The organism is Shewanella gelidii (assembly GCF_014647855.1).
GTDB classification, from domain to species: domain Bacteria; phylum Pseudomonadota; class Gammaproteobacteria; order Enterobacterales; family Shewanellaceae; genus Shewanella; species Shewanella gelidii.
Genome location: NZ_BMPZ01000012.1, coordinates 48,133 through 66,457, shown reverse-complemented (window position 1 = coordinate 66,457; position 18,325 = coordinate 48,133). Strand labels below are relative to the sequence as shown.

The following is an 18,325-nucleotide window of genomic DNA, read 5'->3' as shown; positions in this document are numbered from 1 at the left end:
AAACAAAAAAAGCCCCACATCGTTGGGGCCTTTTTATATCACTCACTCGTTATTACATTTGCTGCAGTTTATGGTGATACTTGCAAAAATGCTCATAACTCAACTCGACTCGGTTAAGTAAATCGTTTAACTGACCTTCGCTCAATTTATTTTCCTGCTTAAGCATTGATGCTTCGCTTATCAAATTCGCTCTCCACACCACTTTTGCCATCGGGGAGTCTGGACTTAGATCCGCGTTAACCAGTTGGATCAAAACAGACGAAAAGTGGGATGGCAAATCCCAGCATTCAGTTAATTTCGCACTTAAAAGCAACGATTTTGTTGTCATGACCTGCTTAAACAACCGGGACTCTGGTTGCTCGTTCGGTGAGGCCTGGGCAAATGTATCGAGCAACATCTTAAAAATCGCAATTTTACCAACATCATGCAGCAAACCAACCACATATGCCGTTTCGACGTCAGCCTCTGCTAACTCACCACACAAATAAGCGACCTGCATCGAGTGGCGCCATATTTGCGCACCGAAACGTCGAAAATAAATCGGCTTAATTTCCATCGTCTGCTTGATACTGCATGTGGTTATCAGGCGTCGCAACTGTGTTCTTCCAAGCTGAACAACGGCCTGTTGAATACTCGTCACTTCTTTTTCGTTGCGCCGAAACAACGAGGTATTGCATAACTTTAGAATTTCCGCACTCAACACTGGATCCCTTTGCAATATCAAAATGACGTCCTTAATGTCGACATTATCATCTGCAAGTAAATTGTTTAACGCCATTGCTTGAGTGGGTAGTTTTAATATATTTGCTGCGATATCTTCAGGTATGAGTAAAGCAGATTCCACTTGATGCATAACTTGCCGCTCAAGTGAATTGGCTATCCCACCGGAATCTCTACCTTGGCTGACGAAAAGTAAGTTGTAAAACAATGCGGAAGTATCGACGGGCTCATGAGCGAGGTCAGCTGGCGTAGGCTGCGGTATGGTTGTTTGACGCAGAGGTGAGCCTGAAAAGTCATGGGGTTTAGAAGCCGTGGCTTTACTAAGGGATTTAGGCTCAGCAACGGTTTGCTGAGAACGAATATTGAATAACCTATAAAACAGCTTCTTAAACACGATAAAAACCCACCTACTTTCAATTCACCAATTAAACCAGACCACACGAGCGTAGTAAGCACTTACACCCACTCAAGTTGACAATAAATCAACCCCCTTCACTTGCAGCAAAGACCTCTAAAATGTAGCTTAGTTGAAAAGTTAATGTTGCTAAAAGCTAAAGAGTATTCGTGACTGGATATAGAGTGTATCGCCTCTCTGAGCGAGCTATTGTACTTGAAGTCGAAGCTACATACTGTAATCAATCAGAAACCAGCACCCAAAACAAAATCAATGTTTTAGCGGAATCACTACGGGATAGTATTTTACCCGACTATAACTTTGATATTTATAGTCGACCACAAAACACAGAAAACTTCACAGACGCTATCATCAGTGTCGTTTCAGGTTTTTTAAATCTTACGCTGTACCTTAAACATTCAAATCATATCGATTACTGGCTCAATGAATTGCAAACCCTTTGGCAACAAATGCTTTGTAGTCGCGATGCCCAACATTCGGCTCAGCACATTGTAGTACCAGTCATCTATGGCACAGAAAACCCATCATATGGGCCCGATCTGAATAAGCTCGCAGCCGAGCGCGGGCTTTCACCAAAACAAGTCGTTGATATCCATTGTCAAAGTGAATATCCAATCTATTTTTTAGGTTTTCAGCCCGGCTTTGCTTACTTGGGAAACTTAGATAAACGCCTACACACACCTCGGCTGGCTAACCCGAGACTCAAAATTCCTGCTGGTTCTGTTGCTATCGGCGGTGAATCCACAGGAGTTTATCCAAATGACTCGCCTGGCGGCTGGCATATTATCGGCAGAACCGATTTGATATTGTTCGATCATAACCGCAGCCCTTCTTGTCTGTTTCGTCCCGGCGATAGTGTAACTTTCAAAGCCGTTTCTGCTTTTGAGCGAGGCGTATAGGATGCTTAGGGTTATTCAGGCGGGATTTCATAACACAATACAAGATAGTGGTCGTCATGCCTCACAACACCTTGGTGTGAGTCATTGTGGCGCATTGGATTTGCCTGCAATGCAGCTCGCTAATATGCTACTACACAACACCGACGCAGCCGTTCTCGAAATAACATTTGGTCCAGTTGAATTATTGGCGACCAAAGACTGCTGGCTTTCAATAACAGGCGCTGACTTTAACGCTCACATCCAAGGCCATGGCCTCGAACAGCGCATCTGGCCCGCCAGTCGGTTTTTACTAAAACAGGGTCAGCACTTCATTCTTAACGGCGCTAAAACAGGGATGCGTTGCTATCTTGCTGTTGAAGGTGGATTTAAAGTTAACTCGGTACTACATTCGGGCTCAACCGATACTACCAATGGTTTTGGAGGATGTGATGGGCGCCCAATCTTGGCCGATGATCACCTAGAGCGCAATGAAATTCCAAACTCTCGCTTAAATAAAATAAAGACCACGACAACGGTTAGTCAACCCCTTAACCTCCTACCGATTCGGGTGATCAAAGGGCCTGAATTTGATCAGCTCACCATAGATAGCCAGCATCTTTTTGAGAAGAGCTTGTGGCAACTCCAAGCAAATAGTAACCGTATGGGCGCTCGAGTAAAAAGCCAGCGAGTGCTACAAATGGCACAAAATCTAAGTATGCGATCCCACGCAGTCCATCCAGGATTAATCCAACTTCCCCCCAACGGCCAGCCCATTATATTACTCGCCGACGCACAAGCGACTGGGGGATATCCTCGAATTGCCAATGTGATAGACGCCGATTTGTGGAAACTGGCTCAGTTACGGCCGGGACAGCAATTCTCTTTCCAAGTAGTTGATATTGATGAAGCTGAACGAGCACTAGATGGTTGGCATCGATATTTTTTTCAAATAAGACATCAGCTTAGCCTTTTAGATAGTCAGAATATGAATACAAAAACCATGCAACACCGATATTCTCCACTTCAGCTAAATGCTGATATTGGTGAAGGTGGTGACTGTGATGCTGAATTATTTGAAATCATAGATTGCGCCAACATTGCTTGTGGCGGTCATGTGGGCAACGATAGCTCAATGGCAGCAACGATCAAGTTGGCGAAAAGGCATCAGGTCATTATCGGTGCGCATCCAAGCTACCCCGATCCAAAAAACTTTGGCCGAGCAGCCATGGATATAGAAGATGAGGCACTCTATGGCACCCTATTAAGCCAAGTCCTCGCTCTCGCAGCACAATGTCGCTTACAGAGCCAAACAATTCGTTATATCAAACCCCACGGCGCCCTTTACAATATCGCAGCAAAAGAACCGAAAACTGCGCAGATACTATTTCGACTCGTAAAAGAGTTACAAACTCTCTCGCGAAATGGTCATGATGGATTAGCGCCCAATCTACAGCTGATGGTGCTGGCAAACAGCCCTATCGTGCAATGGGCAGAAGACGCAGGTGTAGAGACCATTAGTGAAGCATTTGCCGATCGAAGATATCTCAGCAACGGCACGCTGGCACCACGAACAAGCAATGGTGCTGTCATCAACGATTTGCAAACTGTGCTACAACAAGTTCGGCACATACAAACGACTACGCCCATTTCGACGCTTGATTATGGAACACTCAAAGTTGACGCCACAAGCCTTTGTGTTCATGGTGACAACCAACACGCTTTAGATTTTGCCAAAGCGATACGTGATTTACTCAAAGCTTAAAGCAAACCTCATCATTCTCTCCAAAGCCAATTGCAAAAATTTGGCATAAAAAAACCAAGCTATACGAGCTTGGTTTTTATCTTCTTACCGAGAAAATTTGGTATAAATTAAACGTCTAAGTTGGCAACGTTAAGTGCATTCGATTCGATAAAGTCACGACGTGGCTCAACTTGATCACCCATGAGTGTCGTAAATAGTTGATCAGCACCAATTGCATCTTCAATGGTCACTTGCAGCATGCGACGTGTTTCAGGATCCATTGTCGTCTCCCAAAGCTGCTCTGGATTCATTTCACCCAATCCTTTGTAGCGCTGGATATAAAGCCCGCGTTTAGACTCTGTCATTAACCACTCAAGGGCCTCTACGAAGCTTGAAACCTCTTTACGGCGCTCCCCTCGTTGCACAAAAGCACCATCTTCGATTAAACCATCCAGTGCTATTGCTAATGCACTCATATTGGCAAAATCCGTAGATTGGAAGAAGTCATATGCAAACAAGTAATTGGTATCGATACCATGCTTACGAACGGTAAATTTCGGAAGATATACATGTCTTTCAACATCAAGCACAGGCTCTGCGCTATACAAAATACCGCCAGAATCTCGTTCTCCGAGATCAGAGATAATAGCATCACACCAAGCTTTCACTTTTGCTTCGTCTGCTAGCGTCTCATTATTTAATTCTGGATGATAAAGCATGCGCTCAGTGAGAACACTTGGGTAGCGCTTATCAAGTCGCTGAATAATGCCTTCAACTTCACGATATTGATTTACAAGAGACTCTAAAGGAGCACCGGCCATTGCTGGAGCATCGACTGCCGGATACAAGCGTCCGCCATCAAGAGCAAGAGTCGTTAAATACTCGGTCAACGCACCATCATCTTTAATATACTGCTCTTGCTTGCCTTTTTTCACTTTATATAAAGGTGGTTGAGCAATATAAATATAACCACGCTCAATCAACTCTGGCATTTGACGGAAGAAGAAGGTCAATAACAGCGTTCGAATGTGTGAACCATCGACATCAGCATCGGTCATGATAATCACGTTGTGATAACGCGTTTTATCCGGATCATATTCATCTCGACCAATACCACAGCCGAGTGCTGTAATCAGGGTCGCGACCTCTTGGGACGAAAGCATTTTGTCAAAACGAGCTTTTTCAACGTTTAGAATTTTACCTTTCAAAGGCAAAATCGCTTGGTTCTTACGGTTTCGTCCTTGCTTAGCACTACCACCCGCAGAGTCACCCTCCACGATGTAAATTTCAGAGAGACCTGGGTCTTTTTCTTGGCAATCAGCAAGCTTTCCAGGTAAGCCACCTAAATCAAGTGCCCCTTTACGGCGAGTCATTTCACGGGCTTTGCGAGCGGCTTCACGTGCACGAGCAGCATCAATGATCTTGCCCACAATCGCTTTCGCTTCATTTGGGTGCTCCATGAGATAATCACCCAACTGCTCACCCATGGTTGTTTCTACTGCAGATTTAACTTCACTAGAAACCAGTTTATCTTTTGTTTGAGAGCTAAATTTAGGATCCGGAACTTTAACCGAAATAACCGCGGTCAACCCTTCACGAGCATCATCACCGGTAGCACTTGTTTTATTCTTTTTGTTGAAACCTTCTCGCTCCATATAAGCATTCAAGTTACGAGTCAGCGCACTTCTAAAGCCAGCAAGGTGAGTACCACCATCGCGTTGCGGAATGTTATTTGTGAAACAGAAAATATTCTCTTGGAATCCATCATTCCATTGCATTGCAACTTCAACTGTAATCCCGTCTTCACGTTCTTGAATAAAATGGAATACATCTTTATTCACTGGCGTTTTATTCACATTTAAATAATCAACAAACGCGCTAATACCGCCCTCGTATTTGAAAAACTCTTCTCTGTTCTCTCGCTCGTCAACCAAGCGAATACCCACGCCAGAGTTTAAGAAGGACAACTCACGAACACGTTTGGCGAGAATATCGAAGTGGAACTCAACATCCGAGAATGTGGCTTCACTTGGCCAAAAACGAATTTCTGTACCGGTATTGGTTGCGTCACCAATAACATCAATAGGCGCGTCAGGTTCGCCCATTGTATAGAACTGCTCGTAAAGCTTACCCTCACGTCGGATAGTTAACTGCAGCTTTTTCGACAACGCATTTACAACAGAAACACCAACGCCATGCAAACCACCAGATACTTTATAAGAGTTATCATCGAATTTACCACCGGCGTGAAGAACCGTCATAATCACCTGTGCCGCTGAAACACCTTCTTCAGGGTGAATTGCAACAGGGATTCCACGACCATCATCTTTAACCGAAACAGAACCATCTGAATGAATGGTAATGGTCACGTCGTTACAATGGCCAGCGAGCGCTTCATCGATAGAGTTATCGACTACTTCGAACACCATGTGATGTAAGCCGGTGCCATCATCGGTATCACCAATATACATTCCTGGTCTTTTACGTACCGCATCAAGGCCTTTTAATACCTTAATACTCGAAGAATCGTAACTATTCTCTGACATATTATTCTCTCGTTTCTTATTCAATTACCGTTACTTGACCCTGTTCCACGTGGAACACCTTACTTGGCGGCGTCTGTAACGAATCTACTATTGCTGACGGCTCGATCGCAGTGACAAAGACTTGTGCACCCGTTTCCGATAATTGTCGCAACAATAGTTGCCTGTGCTGAGCGTCCAACTCAGATGGAAGATCATCCACCAAATAGATACTATTTTTACCTATCTGCTGTTTGAGCAACTTTCCCTGTGCAATTCGTAATGCACAGACTAACAATTTCAACTGACCCCGAGATAAAGCATCTTGCGCGGGTAAATTCCCGACTCTTAATCTTAAATCTGCTTTATGGGGACCACTTACTGTAAAACCTGAGGCTAAATCTCTGGGATATTGGTTCTCAAGTAACTGAGAAAGTTCAGTTTTACTATCCCACCCTCGAGAAAATGAAACCTTCACATCCACCCGAGGTAAAAACTCTCCAATTATACCCTTTAGTTGCGCATTTAACGAGTCTACATATTGCATTCTTATCTCGGTAACGAGAGCCCCATAATTGACAAGTTCCTTATCCCAAAATTGAATTTGCGAATACGCAGATCCTGTCTTAAGCATCTGATTTCTATGCTTCATTATTTTACGGACATTGGCCCAAGCTAAGTAAAACTGTGGGTCGGAATGAAAAGCCCCCCAATCGATAAACTGGCGACGATTCTTTGGACCTTCAAATAGCAAAGAAAAACTTTCAGGGGTGATGACTTGAATTGGTAGCGTCTCTGCAAGAACCGAGAGTCTTTTAATTCGCTCGCCATCAATTTTGACATCAATGTCACCATTCCGATAGCGCCTTAAACCGACTTTAAGCAGCCCCTCTTCCTTTTGCAGTTGTGCGAATAAAGTCAATTGTTCTTGTTCGTTTTGTATAACCCGTTGTGACAAGTGACTACGAAAAGAACGTCCCATCCCGAGAAAATAGATGGCTTCTAATATACTTGTTTTACCACTACCGTTATCGCCATAAATGAGATTCAGCCCAGAGCTTGGAAGCAATTGGGCTGAATGAATATTACGAAAGGTATCAATATGGAGGCGATGAAGGCTCATAGATTCTCGTAGCAACTTGCCTATAAAATTAACCAAATAAAATTTGGCTAATGATTCTTAGAGGCGCATTGGCATAACCACATACATAGAATCTTCTTCTACATGGTTCTCTATAAGTGCACTCGAGTTACCATCAATCAGCGTAATACGAACATCATCACTACGCAGACTATTGAGTACATCAAGTAAATAGCTGACATTGAATCCCATCTCTAACTCTTGATTCTCATATTCAACATCAATAATCTCTTCCGCTTCTTCTTGCTCTGGGTTATTTGCAGTAATTTTTAGCAAGTTTTGTTCAAGCTGAATACGAACCCCGCGGAACTTTTCATTCGAAAGAATAGAAGCACGCATTAAGGCTTGTTTTAACTGCCCTCGACTCGCAATAACAATCTTATCCCCGCCTTTTGGCAATACACGGCGGTAATCGGGGAAGCGACCATCAACAAGCTTACTGGTAAACACAGCTGTTGGTGTCGTCGCACGAATCGCATTATCACCAATAGCAATGGAAATCTCTTGTTCTTCATCTTCGATAAGACGAACCAGCTCCATAACCCCTTTACGTGGAACAATCACTTGCTTCTCTGGCAATGACGCTTCAATCATGCGATGACTTAATGCCAACCGATGACCATCTGTCGCAATGGTACGCAGGATATTGCCTTCCGTTTCCAAAAGCAGACCATTCAAATAATAACGAACATCTTGGTTAGCCATCGAGAACTGTGTCGCGTCAATCAGTGACTTTAATGTGCCCTGCTTCAGGGTAAAATTAATGTCTGCCTGGAAAGCCTCAACATTAGGGTATTCTTCAGCTGGAAGCGTGGCTAACGTAAAGCGACTACGACCAGAGCGCAATAACCAACGATTCTCCTGATGTTCGATTTTAAGCTCAACCTGATCCGGTAAAGACTTAACAATATCAAGCAACTTTTTCGCAGGCACTGTCGTACGGCCTTCTTCTACATCGCCTTGTAGCTCAGCTTGGCCGACTAGCTCTACTTCTAAATCGGTTCCGGTCAACTTAAGTGAGTGACCACTCACTTCAACCAAAACATTAGCCAAAATAGGCAAATTATGTCGTCTTTCTACCGCTCCACATACCAATTGAAGCGGCTTTAATAGGGCATCCCTATCAATTGAAAATTTCATAGTTTCTATTCCCTGACTAAGAAGATAAAGTTCTGATCAAGTTTGCATAATCTTCTTTAATATCGTGACTCTCTTCCCGTAACTGAGCAATTTTTCGACAAGCATGAAGCACTGTCGTATGGTCACGTCCACCAAATGCATCCCCAATTTCAGGCAAGCTTTGGTTCGTTAATTCTTTTGATAATGCCATGGCCATTTGTCTTGGACGAGCAACACTCCGAGAACGTCTTTTTGAGAGCATGTCAGCCATTTTTATTTTGTAATACTCAGCAACCGTTTTTTGAATATTATCTACGGTAACCAGCTTTTCTTGTAGCGCTAATAGATCTCGAAGCGCTTCGCGAACAAAATCAATCGTAATCGGTCGACCCGTAAAGTTAGCATTTGCGATCACTCGATTCAGTGCGCCTTCGAGTTCACGCACGTTCGAGCGCAACCGCTTAGCAATAAAGAACGCCACTTCATCGGGTAAGTTAATGCCACTCTCTTCAGCCTTTCTCATCAAAATCGCGACCCGCGTTTCTAACTCGGGTGGTTCAATGGCAACCGTTAATCCCCAACCAAATCGAGATTTAAGTCGGTCTTCTACACCGTCAATTTCTTTTGGGTAGCGATCTGAAGTTAGGATAATCTGATGATTACCTTCTAGCAACGCGTTGAACGTATGGAAAAACTCTTCTTGGGATCGATCTTTATTGGCAAAAAATTGAATGTCATCAATAAATAGTGCATCTACGCCGCGATAGTAACGTTTGAAGTCCTCAATCGCATTGTTTTGAAGTGCTTTCACCATATCTTGCACAAAACGTTCGGAATGCATGTAGACAACTTTCGCATCCGGTTTGTTTTTTATAATGCCATTACCGACAGCATGCAGGAGATGGGTTTTACCCAAACCGGTGCCACCATATAAAAATAACGGGTTATATGCGCCCCCAGGGTTTTCTGCCACCTGCAATGCAGCTGCTTTGCCCAGCTGGTTCGATTTACCTTCAACAAAGTTATCGAACTGATATGTTGGGTTGATATTAGACCGATAATTTGCCGCTGCTGGTTCTTGATTGCCATTAAATGCAGCTCGAGGGTTAGCGACTTGAGATTTAGGCTGATTGTTATTTTTTGACGTTGCGATAGGCTGATCTGGTTTGGCAGCAGAAGGTCGGCTACCAATATCAAACCGCAACTTCGGCGCATCACTGCCCATTTGTTCAGTAAAAAACTGATTGATAATATTGATGTACTTGCCTTTTACCCAATCTAAAACAAATCGATTTGGTGCGTATAAAACAAGGGTATCCCCATCCATTTCAGCTTGTAACGGTCTGATCCACATACTGAACTGCTGAGCTGAAAGCTCATCTTGCAGCCTACCGATACATTGTTGCCAAAGTGAAACCGCCACGGACTTATCCCCAAAGATCAAAACTCAAAGAGGGTATTCTATAGTGTGAACGCGCTGATCGCTATCCTTAAAATAGATTTATCCCCAACGCGATCATGATCCTGTGAATATAGTGATCATTTGAGATCGCAACCGATCGCAAACCCGCTATTAATCTGCAAATCCAGCTTGGTTAAGGGATCAGCTTTGATCTATAATCCCCTCTGTTTGATCTATTTATTGATCGGTAAAACCACTAGATATAGTGTCCGTTCACAGAGTTATCCACATCCTATGGTGTAGAAAGCATAAATGATCAATAAAAATAGTGTCAGAATTTGCTCACTAAAGCCCTTTGCTTATTGACGGCAAAACTTAAAGTGATTACAATTCGGCCTCTTTTTTGCCCTTACCTCTATTTTAGGGATAAGGTTTATTCACTAACAAAGACGGATTGCCATCATGAGTAAACGTACTTTTCAACCTAGCAACCTGAAGCGCAAGCGTTCTCACGGCTTCCGCGCTCGTATGGCGACTGCAAATGGCCGTAAGGTATTGGCTCGCCGCCGTGCCAAGGGTCGTGCTCGCCTTTCTGCTTAATAGCAGGACGATAATCAGGTGACTAGTTACACCTTTACGCGGGAGTTACGTTTGTTAACTCCCGCGCAATTTAAATCTGTATTCAACAACCCCATCAAAGCTTCTTCTGCTGAAATAACCCTTCTTGCTATACCCAACGAAGAGAAACATCCTCGTTTAGGACTTACTGTAGCAAAGCGCTTCATAAAAAATGCAAACCAACGCAATCGTGTAAAACGAGTCGTTCGTGATAGCTTTCGTCTGCATCAACATGATCTGCCTGATTTGGATATTGTTGTCCTTGTCAGAAGTGGCGTATTAGAGATGGAAAATCCCGAACTAAAAAAATTGGTAGAAAAGCTATGGCGAAAACTAAGTCGCCGCTACAATGGCTAATAACCGCGTTAATTCGCGGCTATCAAATAATAATCAGCCCTATGCTGGGCCCCCGCTGCCGTTTTGATCCGACTTGCTCACATTATGCTATTGAAGCAATTATGGCTCACGGAACAGTGAAAGGATGTTGGCTTGCGCTCAAACGCATATTAAAATGTCATCCTTTACATGCTGGCGGTAGTGATCCCGTCCCCCCTAAAAAAGATAGGTGTAATAAATAGGCTATGGAATCTCAACGCAATATATTGCTAATAGGACTACTGTTCGTCAGTTACTTGTTGTTTCAACAATGGCAAATGGAAAATGCTCCTCAACCTGCTGCGCAAGAAATCTCTGCGTCAGCATCAATCCCTGCCAGTACAACAAATAGTTCTGATGTTCCTCAGTCTGCTGTTGCGATGCCTGAGGCATTAGTTGTATCAAAGGATCTAATTACAGTAACAACAGACCAATTTGACCTAAAAATCAATCCTGTTGGCGGTGATATCGTCTATTCTGCGCTGTTAAACCATGCGCGCGAACTCGATTCAGAAGAATCTTTTGTTCTACTTGAACAAACTCATTCATTCACCTATATCGCACAAAGTGGCTTAATCGGCCCTGCAGGTATCGATAGTAAAGCTGGTCGTGCAGCCTTTAGCAGCGAATCTACTCACTATTCACTTGCTGACGACAAAGATACTTTAGAAGTGCCACTCACATTTGTCGCAGACAATGGTGCAACTTATACCAAGGTCTTCACATTCCACCGTGGCAAATACAATATCTCTGTAAGTTATAAAATTGATAACCCAACTTCGGATAACCTCCAAGTTCAAATGTATGGGCAAATCAAGCAAAGCATCAACCAAGCTGAAGGCAGCATGATGATGCCGACATACCGAGGCGGCGCATACTCTACCCAAGATACTCGCTACGAAAAGTACGCATTTGACGATATTCAAGATGAAAACCTAAATGTCGCGACAAAAGGTGGCTGGGCAGCAATGCTACAGCATTACTTTGTATCTGCTTGGGTTCCACCTGCGGAGCAAGTAAATACAATCTTTACTCGACTCACGAATGGTAACCTTGCAAATATTGGTTTTACTGGTCAAGCCGTTGATGTTCTTCCTAATTCACAACAGTTAATTTCAGCTGAGTTCTATGTTGGTCCAAAAGATCAACCTGCACTTTCTGCACTTTCTGAAAGCCTGAACCTCGTAGTAGATTATGGTTTCCTATGGTGGTTAGCAGTTCCAATTAGTAAGCTTTTGATGTTCTTCCAGTCGCTTGTTGGTAACTGGGGTATCGCAATTATTTTGATCACCTTGACTGTTCGTGGTGGTTTATATCCACTGACGAAAGCGCAATACACCTCTATGGCAAAAATGCGCAACCTTCAGCCAAAACTGCAAGCGCTTAAAGATAAGTATGGCGATGACCGTCAAAAGATGGGACCTGCGATGATGGAGTTGTACAAGAAAGAGAAGGTAAACCCAATGGGTGGTTGTCTTCCTATTCTATTACAAATGCCAATCTTCATTGCATTGTATTGGGTGCTAATGGAAAGCGTCGAGTTGCGCCATGCGCCATTTTTCCTTTGGATTGACGATTTGTCAGTACAAGATCCTTACTACATCATGCCTATTTTAATGGGTCTATCGATGTTCCTCATGCAAAAAATGCAACCCATGGCACCGACTATGGATCCGATGCAAGTGAAAATGATGCAGTGGATGCCTGTTATTTTCACAGTATTCTTCCTATGGTTCCCAGCTGGTCTCGTTCTATACTGGTTGGTGGGTAACCTTGTTGCGATTACACAACAAAAATATATTTATGCCCAACTGGAAAAGAAAGGCTTAAAATAAGCAGCAAGACTAATTAGGTTCTATCTAATTCAAAAGGCGGCTTATATAGCCGCCTTTATTTTTGTTTATTCAATCCCAGTATCAAATGATACTTACCAAGACAGGTACCACCAAAGTGACAACAGAAACGATCGTCGCCCAAGCGACTGCACCCGGTCGGGGTGGCGTTGGTATTATTCGAATTTCAGGGGATAAAGCGACCCAAGCAGCCAAAGCGATTCTCGGGCATATTCCAAAACCTCGTTATGCTGACTATTGTGATTTCAAGGATGGAAATCAACAGGTAATCGATCAAGGAATTGCCTTGTTTTTTAAAGGGCCAAACTCGTTCACTGGTGAAGATGTACTTGAGCTTCAAGGCCATGGTGGGCAGATAGTTCTCGATATGCTAATCAAGCGGGTCATGGAAGTTCCTGGGATCCGTATAGCAAAACCTGGCGAGTTTAGTGAACAAGCTTTTATGAACGATAAGCTTGATTTAACCCAAGCTGAGGCGATTGCAGATCTCATCGATGCCACGAGTGAGCAAGCAGCTAAAAGCGCTTTAAATTCTCTCCAAGGTGAATTCTCAACCGAAGTTCATGAACTCGTAGAGCAAGTCACCAACTTACGTTTATATGTTGAAGCTGCAATTGATTTCCCAGACGAAGAAGTTGATTTTCTTTCCGATGGCAAAATTGCATCTGCACTTTATAAAATTATAGATAAGCTTGATATTGTACAAGCAAGTGCAAAACAAGGCGCAATCATTCGAGAAGGGATGAAGGTCGTCATTGCCGGTCGTCCAAACGCCGGAAAGTCGAGCCTATTAAATGCCCTTGCAGGCAAAGAATCTGCAATTGTAACTGAAATCGCTGGTACAACCCGTGACGTCTTAAGAGAACACATTCATCTCGATGGAATGCCACTTCACATCATCGACACAGCAGGCTTAAGGGACACGGTTGATACGGTCGAGAAAATAGGAATAGAGCGCGCTTGGGATGAAATAGCTAGTGCAGATAGGGTGCTATTTATGGTCGATGGTACAACCACAGATGCTATCAACCCCCATGATATATGGCCGGACTTTATTGATCGTTTACCCAAAAATCTTGGTGTCACTGTTGTTAGAAATAAGGCCGATTTAACAGGCGAAACGTTAACAACAACTGATGAACAGGGCTATTGTGTTCACCGGATCTCTGCAAAAACAGGTCTCGGCGTAGAAGCACTCAAACAGCACTTAAAGTCATTAATGGGTTACCAGAGTAATCTAGAAGGTGGGTTTATCGCACGCAGGCGCCACCTCGAAGCACTTGATCTTGCCAGCAACCATTTACAGATCGGTAAAGAACAGCTTGAAGTTTATCTGGCTGGTGAGCTGTTAGCAGAAGAGCTTAGAATGGCGCAAATGGCGCTCTCTGAAATTACTGGTCAATTTACATCGGATGATCTGCTTGGCAAAATATTCAGCTCATTTTGTATCGGTAAATAAATAAGTAGTAATAATTTGCAACTGAAAAATCAAAAAGGCCGGTAATCCCTAAATTACCGGCCTTCTTTATATTTTTGGTTACGCTTTTTGTCTGTACAAGTCCCGCTATTCTTTATTTTTCATCGTATAACGAGAGCTTTAGAAAAGATCTTACAAAGGTAAGACTAAATCCACTCAGCAACAACTTCTTTCGCAGGAATACCTCCCATGTGAACGACTTCGTTGTTGATGACTACGGCTGGTGTTGCACGAACACCATACTCAAGAACATCACTCACCTCTTCGAGCTTTTGGAGCTCGATATCAATTTGCTTTTCCGTTGCTATTTGAGAAATTAGCTTCGCTGTGTCGTAACACGCACGACATCCCATACCTAATACTTTTACATTTTTCATAAAAAATACTCCAAAAAAATTAAGACAAAAATCTAAAAATACTGCCAGCTCACCAATTAAAACAGCTAGCAATGCCTTTTCGCCCTGTTATTTTGAAATTGCAGTGACCGAGTATGAAAGTATCCATACACTACGAATAGGTTCGATTCGCATCCCTACACATCCAATTAAAGGGCCTACACCGGGTGAAAAAACTACATATTGACCAGATATGCGCTTTTCACGTCGTCATCACCAGGGAAAGCGCTTTTACGCCTTTCCATAGTTCTTAATGCTTGCAAGATCCAGTTCAAGGCTCCCCAAAAACAGAATCAAACAAGCCTGCAAAGCTAAACACCTTTGCAAAATTCTTGGCTGAAATCATTGCGCTTCAAAGAATCTCCTCAAGCCGAATTGATGAACTAAAATACGTTCAATGACATCGGGCTGTAAGCTCTGTCATAGCTGACTATTACAGAGAAAATAACAATGATTTTCAGGTGAACTTACTATGCCTTTTTTTGCAGAAATACTCGAAATATCGACATTCGTTTCTTTCTAGTCTGTGGACTTGACCAAATATAGGTCGCCAATTGCTTGTCATATTTACCTGTTGCACCAAGCAAGCGAGATATAAATCACATAGCAAAGGTGTTTTGAGAACCAAATTGAGACAAGTGGGGTTTTTAATGTTTTTTAAGGACCATTTTTTGAGAAGTAAGTGGTACAAATATAAAAATAGTGACCTGCGATACATTTTTATAGACTGATTAAAGCAATGAAAAAATGACTAATTTTTTACAGTATGAGTACAAAACACAAACAAAAAGAACACGGCGATATGTGCATTTATCGCTATAATCACACAACAAAACATCAGCATTAGACTCGAAATGGTCAAAATTTTCAGGATTACAAGATGGCAAAAATAGAGATTTTAGTGGGCACAACATTAGGCGGTTCCGAATATGTTGCAGATGAAATAGATGAGCAATTGCAAGCGGCAAATCATCAAATAAAGATCCATCTGCAGCCTAAACTTAGTGAAATAGCAACAGATGCTTTATGGATTATCGTCAGTTCAACCCATGGTGCAGGAGATTTACCAGACAACATTACACCTTTTTATCAGCAGTTAAATAGAGAAAAACCAAATTTGAACCGAACAAAATTTGCTATTTGCGCCATTGGTGACTCAAGTTATGACACCTTTTGCCAAGGCCCTGCAAAATTAGAAAGTTTACTGAATTCTCTAAACGCCTCCCCTTATGTGGATAAGATCGAGATCGATGTACAACAAGATCCTATCCCTGAAGAACCCGCTGTTGCTTGGATCAAATCTTGGCTACATAAAATTTAATCGATAAATGCGTCGTTCAATAAAGATTTACCCACAAACCAATAAAACTTATTCACAATTTCAGTTATTAAAATAATTAATTGTGGATAAGCTATTATTTTAACCGATCATAACATGGGAGTAATTCACAACCTCAGGTGTTCAAAAAAACATCTGTGGATAAATAGGCGATCTACCCACAAGCTTCTGATAGTTAGATCGATAAAAGATCACAAGAAAAAATAGCTGTTACCTTATGATTTTAAAGAGTAAATAAGGTTACCCACAGAAATGCGCGATCCTAATAGTAAACATAATAAATAGATCTATATAAAGATCTTAAGATCTATTAGTCCGATCCTTACCGATCTGATGAGGAAAATTTGATCTTCCACCAAGCGGATATGAAGTGCTAAAATGGCGAGTTCTGGTCTTTTAGAATTTGAATAATTTTTACTGAAGGTTTTATAAATGCAATTCCATGAGCGATTTGACGTTATTGTTGTTGGCGGTGGCCATGCTGGTACTGAAGCCGCACTCGCAGCAGCAAGAATGGGATCAAAAACGCTATTATTGACCCACAACATTGATACGCTTGGACAAATGTCATGTAATCCAGCGATCGGTGGGATCGGAAAGGGACACTTAGTCAAGGAAATCGATGCGCTTGGTGGCGCAATGGCTATCGCGACTGACTTCTCAGGTATTCAATTTAGAACCCTTAATTCTAGTAAAGGCCCAGCAGTAAGAGCGACTCGTGCGCAAGCCGATCGAAATCTTTATCGCTTAAAAATACAAAATATTCTGCAACACCAAGCCAATTTGCGCATATTTCAGCAAGGCGTTGATGACCTTGTTGTCGAAAATAATAAAGTGATTGGTGTTGTTACCCAAATGGGTTTGGCATTTGAAGCGCCAGCCATCGTGTTAACTGCAGGCACATTTTTGGGTGGTAAAATTCATATCGGATTAGAAAATTATAGCGGTGGACGTGCTGGAGATCCGCCAGCCATCGCATTAGCTAACCGACTCAGAGAACTACCAATTCGTGTAGGACGTTTAAAAACTGGTACGCCACCTAGAATTGATGCCAATACGATCAATTTTAGTAAAATGACAGAGCAAAAAGGTGATAGTCCTTTGCCTGTGATGTCGTTTATTGGTGATGTCAAAGATCATCCAGAGCAAGTTTCATGCTATGTCACTCATACCAATGAACGCACCCACGACATTATTCGTGGAGGATTAGATCGAAGTCCCATGTATTCAGGGGTTATCGAGGGGATCGGACCAAGATACTGTCCATCTATTGAAGATAAAATTCATCGATTTTCTGATAAATCTTCCCACCAGATTTTTATTGAGCCAGAAGGGTTAACGACGAGTGAAATTTATCCAAATGGAATTTCTACAAGCCTGCCATTTGATGTCCAACTCAATTTAGTTCGTTCGATTCAAGGAATGGAAAATGCAGAAATAATGCGCCCTGGATATGCTATTGAATATGACTATTTTGATCCGAGAGATCTTAAAAATTCTTTAGAAACAAAGGCTATTAGTGGGCTGTTTTTTGCTGGACAAATTAATGGTACGACCGGTTATGAAGAAGCTGGTGCACAAGGCTTGCTTGCAGGAATGAATGCATCCTTACAAGTTCAAGGAAAGGATGCATGGTCTCCACGGCGTGACCAAGCTTATCTTGGTGTATTAGTGGATGACTTATCGACCTTAGGCACTAAAGAGCCATACCGAATGTTCACTAGTCGTGCAGAGTATAGACTGCTATTGCGTGAAGATAATGCCGATCTACGTTTGACGGAAAAAGGCCGTGAACTTGGTTTGATCGATGATCATCGCTGGGCCATGTTTAGTGAAAAAATGGAATCAATTGAAACAGAGCTGCAAAGACTAAGAAGTCATTGGGTTCATCCTAACTCACCGCTTGTCGATGCTCTCAATCCTCACCTGAATACGCCGATAAATCGTGAGGCTCGATTTGAAGATTTATTGCGTCGACCAGAACTTGATTATGATAAATTGATGTCGATCGACGGATTTGGACCGGCGATAGAAGATCCAAGAGCTGCAGAACAGGTTCAAATTCAAGTGAAATATTCTGGATATATCCAACGTCAACAAGATGAAATTGATAAAGCGATGCGCCATGAAACGGCTGGCTTACCCAGTGAGCTTGATTACCAAGAAGTGCCAGGATTATCGAATGAAGTGATCGCAAAGCTAAATGGTCATAAACCAGAAACTATTGGGCAAGCTTCACGTATTTCAGGCGTGACTCCAGCGGCTATCTCCATTTTGCTAGTTCATTTGAAGAAGCGTGGGCTGCTCAGAAAGAGCGCTTAAGTAATTAT

15 protein-coding genes are annotated in these 18,325 nt (G+C 42.5%); 9 read left to right on the top strand and 6 right to left on the bottom strand.

All coding sequences use genetic code 11. The features are described 5' to 3' along the window. Positions 1 to 52: 52 nt before the first annotated feature. On the bottom strand, positions 53 to 1,114 hold the full coding sequence (locus tag IEY18_RS15970; RefSeq protein WP_188922669.1) for an HDOD domain-containing protein: 1,062 nt from the start codon (positions 1,112 to 1,114) through the stop codon (positions 53 to 55). A gap of 170 nt (positions 1,115 to 1,284) precedes the next feature. Here IEY18_RS15970 and pxpB point away from each other — a divergent pair, with 170 nt between their 5' ends. Next, the gene (gene pxpB, locus IEY18_RS15965) at positions 1,285 to 2,034 is read left to right on the top strand and encodes a 5-oxoprolinase subunit PxpB (RefSeq protein ID WP_188922666.1); all 750 of its coding nucleotides are present in this window, start codon (positions 1,285 to 1,287) and stop codon (positions 2,032 to 2,034) included. A 1-nt stretch (position 2,035) separates the two neighbouring features. Beyond that, positions 2,036 to 3,775: a 5-oxoprolinase subunit PxpA gene (gene pxpA, locus IEY18_RS15960; protein WP_188922664.1), complete on the top strand. Its 1,740-nt coding sequence runs from the start codon at positions 2,036 to 2,038 to the stop codon at positions 3,773 to 3,775. 107 nt (positions 3,776 to 3,882) lie between these two features. On the opposite strand, the gene gyrB is transcribed toward pxpA, so the two are convergent. From gyrB to dnaA, 4 genes are read right to left on the bottom strand one after another with little or no spacing between them, the layout of a single operon-like run. Then, entirely contained in the window at positions 3,883 to 6,300 is a 2,418-nt protein-coding gene (gene gyrB, locus IEY18_RS15955; RefSeq protein WP_188922662.1) for a DNA topoisomerase (ATP-hydrolyzing) subunit B, read from the bottom strand. Between the two features lie 16 nt (positions 6,301 to 6,316). Beyond that, positions 6,317 to 7,399 carry a DNA replication/repair protein RecF gene (gene recF / locus IEY18_RS15950; RefSeq protein ID WP_188922660.1) on the bottom strand — a complete coding sequence of 361 codons (1,083 nt, stop codon included), beginning with the start codon at positions 7,397 to 7,399 and terminating at the stop codon, positions 6,317 to 6,319. Between the two features lie 57 nt (positions 7,400 to 7,456). Beyond that, positions 7,457 to 8,557 (bottom strand): DNA polymerase III subunit beta, encoded by a 1,101-nt coding sequence (gene dnaN / locus IEY18_RS15945; RefSeq protein ID WP_188922658.1) that lies wholly within the window; start codon positions 8,555 to 8,557, stop codon positions 7,457 to 7,459. Positions 8,558 to 8,573: 16 nt separating this feature from the next. After that, entirely contained in the window at positions 8,574 to 9,959 is a 1,386-nt protein-coding gene (dnaA, locus tag IEY18_RS15940; protein ID WP_188922656.1) for a chromosomal replication initiator protein DnaA, read from the bottom strand. Positions 9,960 to 10,400: 441 nt separating this feature from the next. Between dnaA and rpmH the strand changes: the two genes are divergently transcribed. The 5 genes from rpmH (at position 10,401) to mnmE (ending at position 14,243) form a co-directional block, all read left to right on the top strand. Continuing rightward, positions 10,401 to 10,538, top strand: a complete 138-nt coding sequence (gene rpmH, locus IEY18_RS15935) for a 50S ribosomal protein L34 (RefSeq protein WP_011758135.1) — start codon at positions 10,401 to 10,403, stop codon at positions 10,536 to 10,538. Between the two features lie 18 nt (positions 10,539 to 10,556). After that, a complete protein-coding gene (rnpA, locus tag IEY18_RS15930) occupies positions 10,557 to 10,913 on the top strand; it encodes a ribonuclease P protein component (RefSeq protein ID WP_188922654.1) in 357 nt (118 codons plus the stop codon). Then, the gene (yidD, locus tag IEY18_RS15925) at positions 10,880 to 11,134 is read left to right on the top strand and encodes a membrane protein insertion efficiency factor YidD (RefSeq protein ID WP_188922652.1); all 255 of its coding nucleotides are present in this window, start codon (positions 10,880 to 10,882) and stop codon (positions 11,132 to 11,134) included. The genes rnpA and yidD overlap by 34 nt, the downstream gene beginning before the upstream one ends. A 3-nt stretch (positions 11,135 to 11,137) precedes the next feature. Then, positions 11,138 to 12,766, top strand: coding sequence for a membrane protein insertase YidC (gene yidC, locus IEY18_RS15920; RefSeq protein ID WP_188922650.1), 1,629 nt, complete (start codon positions 11,138 to 11,140; stop codon positions 12,764 to 12,766). Positions 12,767 to 12,881: 115 nt separating this feature from the next. Then, a complete protein-coding gene (mnmE, locus tag IEY18_RS15915; protein WP_188922648.1) occupies positions 12,882 to 14,243 on the top strand; it encodes a tRNA uridine-5-carboxymethylaminomethyl(34) synthesis GTPase MnmE in 1,362 nt (453 codons plus the stop codon). 164 nt (positions 14,244 to 14,407) lie between these two features. On the opposite strand, the gene IEY18_RS15910 is transcribed toward mnmE, so the two are convergent. Beyond that, on the bottom strand, positions 14,408 to 14,638 hold the full coding sequence (locus tag IEY18_RS15910) for a thioredoxin family protein (RefSeq protein ID WP_188922646.1): 231 nt from the start codon (positions 14,636 to 14,638) through the stop codon (positions 14,408 to 14,410). An 898-nt stretch (positions 14,639 to 15,536) separates the two neighbouring features. Here IEY18_RS15910 and mioC point away from each other — a divergent pair. Both mioC and mnmG read left to right on the top strand, forming a co-directional pair. Continuing rightward, entirely contained in the window at positions 15,537 to 15,977 is a 441-nt protein-coding gene (gene mioC, locus IEY18_RS15905) for an FMN-binding protein MioC (RefSeq protein WP_188922644.1), read from the top strand. Positions 15,978 to 16,427: 450 nt separating this feature from the next. Next, positions 16,428 to 18,317 (top strand): tRNA uridine-5-carboxymethylaminomethyl(34) synthesis enzyme MnmG, encoded by a 1,890-nt coding sequence (mnmG, locus tag IEY18_RS15900; RefSeq protein WP_188922642.1) that lies wholly within the window; start codon positions 16,428 to 16,430, stop codon positions 18,315 to 18,317. Positions 18,318 to 18,325: the final 8 nt, after the last annotated feature.